The sequence below is a fragment of the Rhizobium sullae genome (assembly GCF_900169785.1).
Lineage (GTDB): Bacteria > Pseudomonadota > Alphaproteobacteria > Rhizobiales > Rhizobiaceae > Rhizobium > Rhizobium sullae.
In genome coordinates this window covers 1-305 of sequence record NZ_FWER01000219.1, presented here as the reverse complement: position 1 = coordinate 305, position 305 = coordinate 1, and the positions used below count along the sequence as shown (strand labels likewise).

Below are 305 nucleotides of genomic sequence, written 5' to 3'. Positions count from 1 at the left end.
GCAGGCAGCAGGTCGGGCGTGAACTGAACGCGTGAAAGCTCTGAGTCGAGATTTTTCGCCAGGCTCTTGATCGCCCGCGTCTTGGCGAGGCCGGGCAGGCCTTCGACAAGCAGATGGCCGTTGGCAAGAAGACCGAGCAGAAGACGCTCGACCATCGCCTCTTGGCCGATGATCGACGTGCCGATGCGCTGGCCGAGCTGAAGAATGTCTTCACGAGCTGACATGGTGCTCTCTACGATTGACAGGGATGGGCGCGCCGAGACATGGCGCGCCCATATCGTGCTACTTCTCGATGCCACGATCCT

General features: G+C 60.7%; 1 protein-coding gene. It reads right to left on the bottom strand.

Annotated features, from left to right (window positions below):
* The coding region (locus BN1800_RS39855; RefSeq protein WP_179214044.1) for an AAA family ATPase at positions 1 to 224 on the bottom strand (224 nt) is incomplete at its 3' end.
* Between the last annotated feature and the right edge of the window lie 81 nt (positions 225 to 305).